Below are 8281 nucleotides of genomic sequence, written 5' to 3'. Positions count from 1 at the left end.
CGCGGAGGAGGGTCATGCCGGTGGGGAGTTCGTGGATGGTGCAGCGTTCTGCGCGTCTGAGGAGTTCGTCGCGGGGTTCGCGGCCGTCTTGGTCGAGGCGGGTGCGGACGAGTTTCGCGATGCGGGTGACGTCCTGCAGGGGCGCGTGGGCGGCGTGCTCGATGGCGATGACCGACGCCGTCTCGAGTTCGCTTCTGCTGCAGATGCGGCCCGCGTTGCGGAGCTCGCGGACGATGACCGCTGCCCCGTCGACGCTCAGGGGTGCTCTGGGTGTGCCGGCAGTGCTTGATGGGTGGGTGTTGTCCGGGCCTGTGTCGGGATCGGATGGGTCATCGGCGGCAACCGGTTCGAGCGATGCCGCGACTGCGGGGAACGGACATTCCTCCAGCTCGCCGAGCAACCCGCGCGGCCGCGTGATGGCGGCACCGACCTCCGCGATCACCGCGCCGCGGGCGCGCGCCACCCGCCACCGCTCGGACACCATGACACCCGGGTTGGCGTAACCGGCGGCGCGCACCAGGGTGCCGTCACGGCGGGAAGGCGACGGGCGCAACGCGATCGCGCCGGTGACGCGTGCGGCGAGGACCTCGACCGCATGCTGCACGGCGCCGAGCTCGTCGAGGACGCGGAGGATCGCCTCATCGTTCATGTTCTCGAGCTGCTCCGCGACACCGGAGCCTGGACGGATCGCATCGAGCGCGCTCTGCCAGACCGCATCGAACCCGACCGCGGCGGCGGTGAGCGGGTTCGGTGCGGTGCTGGTCATGGGTCCATCCAAACACGGACCACTGACATTGGAACGGATGCGGAATCAGCCGCTGATCAGCGTATTTATCCTACAGTTGATGCTTGCTCGGGGTGCCCTTCGACAGGCTCAGGGAGCAGCGGTGATGCGGTCGCCGAACCGGTCGCGGTCTGGTGGGGAAGGTTGCTCGCGGGAGGCCCCTCGACAGACTCAGGGAACGGGTTCCCGTGTTGTTGAGGCGCGGTTCGGGAAGACCCATCGGGGTGCCCTTCGACACACTCAGGGAACGGGCGCCCTCGGCGGTCGAGGTGCGGCGGGGGAGGTTGCTCGTTGGCCCTTCGACAAGCTCAGGGACCGAGTCTCTTCGGCGATCGAAGAGCGTCGCGGGAGGTTCAAGCGGGCCCCGCGACCGGCGCAGGGGTCGAAACGCCGGCAGCCGGTCCCTGAAAGTGTCGAAGGGCCCACGCGGACATCTTCCCCAACCGCAGCGCCATGCCCGCGCGTAGGATCACCGCATGCGTTCATCGGCGATCGACACGGTTCTGGCGTTCATGCGGGCGTTCCGCGAGCAGGATCGGGATGCTGCCGAGGCGCTCATGCATGCGGACTTCGTCTTCACCAGCCCGCAGGACGACCACCTCGACCGAGCGACCTGGCTCGAGCGTTGCTTCCCGACCGCCGACCATTTCGACACCCCGGGCGTGACGCTCCAGATCGTCGAGACCGACGACATCGTCCTCCACCGCTACGAGTACGTCGTGCAAGGGAAGACGTACCGCAACCTGGAAGCGACTCGTGTCGTGGACGGAACCGTCCAGGAGGTCGAGGTCTATTTCGGTGGCGCTGTCTGAGGGGCTGGATCGAACGCGTGCATCGGCGGTCGCACGAGACTGCAACGCCGCATGGCCGTTCCGTGCGCCCGCGTCGCCCCCGCCGACCATCCGGCGACGGATCGCACCTGGGCGTGTCTGACAGGATTGAGTCATGCGCATCAGTTCTCATCGAACGACCCTGGCCGCAGCATTCGCGGTCGCCGCCCTCGCCCTCGCCGGTTGCTCCACCGGCTCCTCGTCGGATGCGGACCGATCCTCCGCCTCGCCGACGCCGTCCGTGTCGCAGCCACCGAGCACTCCGCTGCAGGAGCACACCCTCACCGACGACGTCGACGGCACCACGGTGACCGCCCTCGCGATCGTCGACGACTTCCCGGCGCCTGCAGGCACCACCGACGGCCTGCGTCCGATGCTCGTCCAGGTCCGACTCGAAGCCGGCGACGAGTACGGCGGCAGCGTCTTCCCCCACCGGGTCTCCGTCACCACCCGTGCCGTCAACCTCGACTACGTCACGCTCGGCCTGGGAACGCCCGAAGAGCTGAAGGCTCCGATGGCGTCGGCCGGGTACTCACTCCTGCAGGCGACACCGGCCGGTGAGACGGCGACCGGCTGGATCGGCGCCTGGGTGCGCACTGATGAGACCGAGTTCGACCTCGTCTACGACCGCCCGGAGGGCAAGGTCATCGGAGGCAGCAAGAGCGGCGAGGTCGTTCCGCCGAGCCGCGACGTCATCCCGCTCATCCCGAAGGCCTGATCGGGATTCGAGCTTGGGCGGCCGTTCGGCGATCAAGCCGACGAGCGGAGTCGCTCCGGGAACACAGCGGAGGGCGGGTTGTCGACAACCCGCCCTCCGCTGCACCAGCTGATGCGTCTACGCGTTCCGCTCAGCGCCTGCTGCGGCTCGCGACCGCCGGCGCGTCTCCGCGAGCACCGCGGCGCCGACACCGAACAGGAGCAGTGCACCGAGGGTGAGTCCGGTGAGCGCGCCGCTTTCGACGCCGGTCTTCGCGAGGTCACCGGTGGTCGCACCGGGTGCCGGGGCGACCGTTCCCGGAGCGGGCGACTGGGAGGGCTCCGGGGTCGGCGTGGGATCCGGGGTCGGGTCCGGGTCCGGCGTGACGATCGTGCTGCTCAGCTCGGCGGACACGGAGGCGCTGCTGTCGACGTCGACGCCGTCAGGACCGGTCCCGCGCGCGGTCGCCACGTTCGTGACCGACCCGAGCTCGATGTCCGCCGCCGTGATGGCGTACTCGGTCGTGACGCGGACCTGCTCACCCGGAGCGAGGACGCCCGCTGCGCCCGGCCACTCGATGGCGAACTCGGAGAGTTCCGGGAGCGACGCGGTGATCGCTATGCCGGTGAGGGTCCGCGTGCCGGTGTTCGCCGCGATGATGGCGTAGCCGATGGGGTCGCCGACCGCCGCCGGTTCGCCGACGGACGTGGTGTCCGCCGTGATGGCCACACTGATCTCGTTCAGTCCGTCGATCGGGAGGGTGGCTGCCGCTTCGTTCGAGACCACCGGCGAGGTCGCCGCGGCTCCAGTGGCGGTGGCGGAGCTGTCGAGGCGTATGGCATCGATGTCGGTCTGCGTCAGCGTGCTCGTCGCCGTCGCCGTCGCGACCTGTCCCGGCGCGAGGACGCGCTCGGCCGCGGGCCAGTCGAAGCTGAATCCGGAGAGGCCGGGAGTGGTGTCGGTGATCGAGACGTCGGAGACCGTCGCCGTGCCGGTGTTCCGGAGGGTGTACGTGTGCGTCACCGTGTCGCCGGGCGCGGGGTGGGTGCCGGTCTCCTCGAGCGCCATGGACTGCTCGAGTTCGAGCGACCCGACCGTCGCGACCGAGCGCTGGGTGATCCGCCCCGAGAAGGCGGAGTACGAGCCGATCCCGAGGTCGCGGACCGTCCATGCGAGGGAGTTGTTGCCGACCGCTGCGAACGTCCAGGTGTTGCTCGCGGAGTCGTACTGCGCGGTGGCCGAGGTGACGGGCGCCGGGGTTCCGTCGAGTGACCGGATCGGGTTCTCCTGTGGTGCGCCGACGGCGATCTCGGGGAGCGTGATCACCTGGCGGTCCAGGCGGACGTAGTTCGTCGCGACCAGGCCGGCGAGCGGTGCGATGGAGGAGATGCGGTTCCCGGACAACTCGAGGGTCTCGATGTGGACCAGTTCGCGGAGCGGCGTGACGTCCTCGATCAGGTTGTCGTTGATCGTGAGCACCTGGAGCGCGGTGAGCGGGATGAAGGGCGAGAGGTCGGTGATCCGGTTGTCGTCGAGCGCCAGGGAGGTCAACCTCGTCAGGGTGCTCAACGGGCCGGCGTCGGACACGCGGTTGAGTTGCAGGTTCAGGGTGCGGAGGTTCGTGAGGCCTTGGATCGGCGTGACGTCCTCGATCTGGTTGGAGAGCAGGTTCAGGTGCTGCAGTCTCGTCAAGCTCGCCACCGGCGAGACGTCGGAGATCTGGTTGGACGCCGCCTCGAGCGAGTGCAGTGCGGTGAGTGTCGACAGCGGTGCCAGCGTGGTCAGCCGATTGCCCTTGACGGAGAGGGCTTCCAAGCCGGAGAGACCGCTGAGGGGGCTCAGATCGCTGGCTCCGACGTCGTTGAGTCCGAGGCTCGTGAGGTTCACCATCGAGGCGAGCGGCGACAGCTCGGTCAGTGGCGAGGACTGGATGTTGAGCGATGTGAGCTGCGTCATCCCGGCGATGACCGACAGGTCGAGACTCGATGCTCCGGTGAGCGACAGGCTCGTGAGCGATGCGAGGGACGCGAGCGGCTCGACGCCGGCGGAGAGCGGTGCGCGGGTGAGTGAGAGTGACGTGAGGTTGGTGAGTGACTCGATGCCGACAAGCGACTGGACGGTCGTGCCGCAGCGGAGTGTGGTCACCGTGGCAGCCTGCTCCTCGGATATGGGCGTCCCGGATGGGAGCCCGAGCGCCTGTTGGACGCAGTAGTTGAGGTTGGCATCGGCGAACGTGACGTCTGCGGCATGCGCTGGCGTGGCATTGGCGATCGCCGCGACGGCGCCGATCGCCAGCGCGGCGATGGAGCGGAGCACGGGCGCCCGTCTCCGCGGCGGAGCGGCACCGACGCCTGGGTCGGGTTGGACGAGTGAGGGAGGGGTCATGAGATTCCTTCGATGGGGGAGCTGGTCGAAGACCATGGCTCTCGCCACGGCGCGGACGGACTTCCGGCGAACGGAGCTCAGCTCACGATGAAGGATCAGTATATCAGTCTGATATGAGAGATATGTTCAGTGTGCATGTCTTGTGCGACGATGGTCGCCACCCTCCCCCGTCCCACCTGCTCACGGGAGGACGATCACCCCGCCCGTCGTGTCGGCGATCAGTGCCGCGAGGCCCGCCTGGATGGCGTCGCCCGCATGCGCGGCGACCCCCGGCAAGCCGTTCGGCACCGCGCGTGGCTCGTCGGCACGTCGCGCGGTCGCACCCGGCCAGACCACCGCGGTGACGTTCGCCGTCGGCTCCGGCAATTGTGCGCCGATGATGAGGAACTGCTGCCCGAGATTGGACGCCGAGGAGCGGTCGGCGACGTCGAGCAGCTCCAGGCCGAGCACGACCACGAGGTCGGGGGAGCCGGCGAGCACGTCCGTGAGGGGATCTCCCGTGTCGGCGCCACCGGGAGGCACCATCGTCCTGCTGACGGCCGCGCCGGTTCGCGCGCCGATGGCGTCCACCGCGGCGTCGATCTCGGGGTCGGTGCCCTGGGGTACTGCGGTCACGACGGCGACCGTGAACCCCTCCGGTGCGACGGCGTCGGCCCATGAGGCGGGCTCGGGCGTGCTCGTCGCGCCCGGCACCGACGGCGCAGCGTCGGTCCGACCGGTCGGCGCCGTCAGGACCCCGTCGGTTCCACCGGTTCCGGAGCACCCGGTCAGTGCGAGTGCGAGCGCGAAGACGGCTGCGGAGTGGAAGCGGGCGACGCGCGATGGGCGCGTGCGGGTGGACGACATGTGGGATCCGATCGTGCAGGCGATGACGAGATGACCGACCGGGGCCGGACGCGGAAGCAGAGGTGCCCCGCCGTCGGGTCGCGGACGACCATGGACGACGGGGCACCCGCCCGAGGTCAGCCCTCGCGACGCGCGCGGGCCCGACGCTGCAGCAGCGTCAGCGCGCCGCCCAACAGGAGCATGAACGCGATCGCGACGATCCCGCCGATCTCCGCGCCCGTGTTCGCGAGCGGGTCGGAGCCGGACGCGACCGGCGTCGGGGATCCTGGACCCGTCCCGCTGCCGGCGCCCGGTGTGCCGGGAACGGCGGGGGCAGCGGTGACCGTGACCGAGCGGCTCGCCGTCGCCGTGTTGCCGGCGGCGTCGGACACCGCGTAGCTCAGGGCGTAGGTGCCCGGCGTCATCGTGTCGACCGATCCTGAGACGGTGATCGCCGCGGTCAGGTCGCCGTCGCGCGCATCCGTCGCCGTGACGCCGGCGAGCGCGTCGAACGCAGCGCCCTGCTCCACCGTGGTCTCGGTCTCAGGCAGCACGAGCTGCGGCGCGACGGTGTCCTCGCGCTGCAGGGTCACCTCGTCCACGACGCTGTTCACCGCCGCCCGGGCCGCACTGTTGGCCTCGCTCCGGAGCGTCGTGATCGTGATGGAGTCGTCGGTCACCCGGATGTTCGAGTAGTTGCGCGTGTACTCCTGGTTGATGACCGAGGCGAACCAGGCGTCGGGCGCCTTGACGTCGTAGTACTTCGACCCGCTCGCGGAGTTGGCGGTGACGTAGAGGACCTCGCCTGGGCCCGCGGTGACGGTGCCCTGTGCGGCGGTCTCGTCCGGGTTCGCGAGCTCGCCGTCCTTGATGAGGTAGCTGCGCGTGTAGCTGTGGTCGTGTCCCTGGAGGACGAGGTCGACGCCGAGGTCGGAGATGATCGAGGGCAGCTTCGCCCGCATGTCCACGATCTGCGTGTCGTTCGTGTGCGCCGCCACCGAGTAGATCGAGTGGTGGAACGCGAGCACCTTCCACTTCGCGGACGCACCCTGCTCGGCGACGACCTGCTCGAGGAACGCGGCGTGCGAGTCGTAATCGCTGCTGTTCGAATTGATCACCATGAACAGGACGTCCTTGTAGGAGAACCAGTAGTCGCCGCCCGAGGAGGTACCGGAGGTCGCCGCGCCGGCGGTGGGGTCCAGGTTCGGTACGTTGTAGTGCTGCTCGTAGGCCTTCGAGCCGACGTCGTGGTTGCCGTTGACGGGCACGAGCGGCATGGTGCGGAGCTGCTCGGGGGCGAGGAAGGCGTTGTAGTGGTCCTCGTTGCCGGCGCGCTCGACCTGGTCACCCGCTGAGAACAGCAGTTCCGCATCGGGGTAGGCGGCCTGTGCGACGTCCAGGGTGTCGGCCCAGCCGGCCTGGTCGTCCGCCACGTTCCCGGAGGCTCCGATCTGCGGGTCCCCGACGAAGAGGAAGTCGTAGTCGCCGGAGAAGGACTTGGTCGTGAACGCCGAGACCTCCGACCAGCCGTTGTCGTCACTGCCGACCCGGTAGACGTAACCGGTGCTCTCGGCGAGTCCCGTGATCGTCGCGAAGCGGTTGAACTCACCACTCGTCGTGACGCCGCCGACACCCGGCACGTTCACCGCCGACGCCTCGGGGAAGGCGTCACCGGTCATCGCGGACGCCGGTGCGACCTGAGCGACCTGGGCGACATCGCGGTCGCTGTACCAGGTGATGCCGCGTTCGCTCTCATCGGCGCCGATCGTGAGGACGACGTCGGAGATCGACACGGGTTCGTCGGCTGCGACCGGGGCGAGCGAGGTCAGGTCGAAGTAGATGTCCGAGCTCGTGGCCCGATCCTGGTAGAGCGCGACCGCGACGGTGTTCTCGCCGGCGACGAGTGCGCTCGCCGGGACGCTGAACGTGGAGGTGAGCGGATCGCCGTTGCTGGCGCCGGCGTACATCTGGTTGCGTGACGCCTCCGGCGCCGCCTCGACCTGCTCGTCGACGAAGCCGGCGACCTTGGTGCCGTTCACGAAGACCTGCACGGCGTCGTCGTACACGATGCTGCCCTGGAGGCTGTCGAGTCCGTCGAGCTGCTCACCGGTCAACTCGAAGTCCGAACGGAAGTGATACGTCGGCACATCGGGTGCCGCACTGCCGTCGATGTACTGGTTGAGCAGGGTCTTCGCGGTGTACGGGCCGATGCCGGTCGCGCGACCGTTCTTCGCGCCGAAGCTGCCGTTCGCGGTCTTCCATGCGCTGTCGTCGAAGCCGCCCTGCGTCCAGACCAGGCGATCGGCGGAACCGGCGGCCGGGTCGCTCGCGTCGTCGGAGTAGCTCCAGACGGTCGACGCGGTGTCGAGGAAGGTGTCGGGGTACGAGGCCGCCTGCGCCGGTGCGGCGGCGGTGGTGCCGACGCCCACGAGGAGCACGAGCGCTCCGAGGGTGCCGCCGGCGAGTCGCGTCGCGCGGTGTCGCGAGCGGTGGCGCGTGTCAGTCGCGCCGATGATGTCGTTCACGCAGATCTCCAGTGTTCTTCCGAGGTGCAGGCATCGCCCGCACCGCCGAGCGAATCGCAACGCTCGGCAGCCGATCACGGTACGGAGACCGGATGAATGCGCGGTTGCGGGCGGGCGACCCTGCGGTGACCGCGCGGTGACCCCGACCGTCAGGTGTCGTCGACCCTGCCGTCAACCCCGGGTGGATCCGCTGATATTCGGTACGCTGATGGCATAGCATTCGCCGACGAAGGAG

6 protein-coding genes are annotated in these 8281 nt (G+C 69.3%); 2 read left to right on the top strand and 4 right to left on the bottom strand.

Annotation, left to right across the window (positions count from 1 at the left end; translation table 11 throughout):
* The coding region (locus tag QRN44_RS02060) for a hypothetical protein (protein WP_285038163.1) at nucleotides 1–766 on the bottom strand (766 nt) is incomplete at its 3' end.
* 494 nt (nucleotides 767–1260) lie between these two features.
* On the opposite strand from QRN44_RS02060, the gene QRN44_RS02055 reads away from it, so the two are divergent.
* Nucleotides 1261–1596: a nuclear transport factor 2 family protein gene (locus tag QRN44_RS02055; RefSeq protein WP_079003623.1), complete on the top strand. Its 336-nt coding sequence runs from the start codon at nucleotides 1261–1263 to the stop codon at nucleotides 1594–1596.
* 133 nt (nucleotides 1597–1729) lie between these two features.
* A complete protein-coding gene (locus QRN44_RS02050; RefSeq protein ID WP_285038162.1) occupies nucleotides 1730–2332 on the top strand; it encodes a hypothetical protein in 603 nt (200 codons plus the stop codon).
* Between the two features lie 117 nt (nucleotides 2333–2449).
* On the opposite strand, the gene QRN44_RS02045 is transcribed toward QRN44_RS02050, so the two are convergent.
* The 3 genes from QRN44_RS02045 to QRN44_RS02035 all read right to left on the bottom strand — a co-directional run bounded on the left by QRN44_RS02045 (nucleotide 2450) and on the right by QRN44_RS02035 (nucleotide 8046).
* Nucleotides 2450–4696 carry a CLIPPER-2 domain-containing protein gene (locus QRN44_RS02045; protein WP_285038161.1) on the bottom strand — a complete coding sequence of 749 codons (2247 nt, stop codon included), beginning with the start codon at nucleotides 4694–4696 and terminating at the stop codon, nucleotides 2450–2452.
* A gap of 180 nt (nucleotides 4697–4876) precedes the next feature.
* Nucleotides 4877–5542 carry a hypothetical protein gene (locus QRN44_RS02040; protein WP_121292073.1) on the bottom strand — a complete coding sequence of 222 codons (666 nt, stop codon included), beginning with the start codon at nucleotides 5540–5542 and terminating at the stop codon, nucleotides 4877–4879.
* 116 nt (nucleotides 5543–5658) lie between these two features.
* A complete protein-coding gene (locus QRN44_RS02035; protein ID WP_285038160.1) occupies nucleotides 5659–8046 on the bottom strand; it encodes an immunoglobulin-like domain-containing protein in 2388 nt (795 codons plus the stop codon).
* Nucleotides 8047–8281: the final 235 nt, after the last annotated feature.

Source organism: Plantibacter sp. lyk4-40-MEA-4, from assembly GCF_030209415.1.
In the GTDB taxonomy this organism is placed as follows: Bacteria; Actinomycetota; Actinomycetes; order Actinomycetales; family Microbacteriaceae; genus Plantibacter; species Plantibacter flavus_A.
The sequence above is the reverse complement of the archived record's forward strand: the minus strand, read 5'-3'. Positions and strand labels throughout refer to the sequence as shown.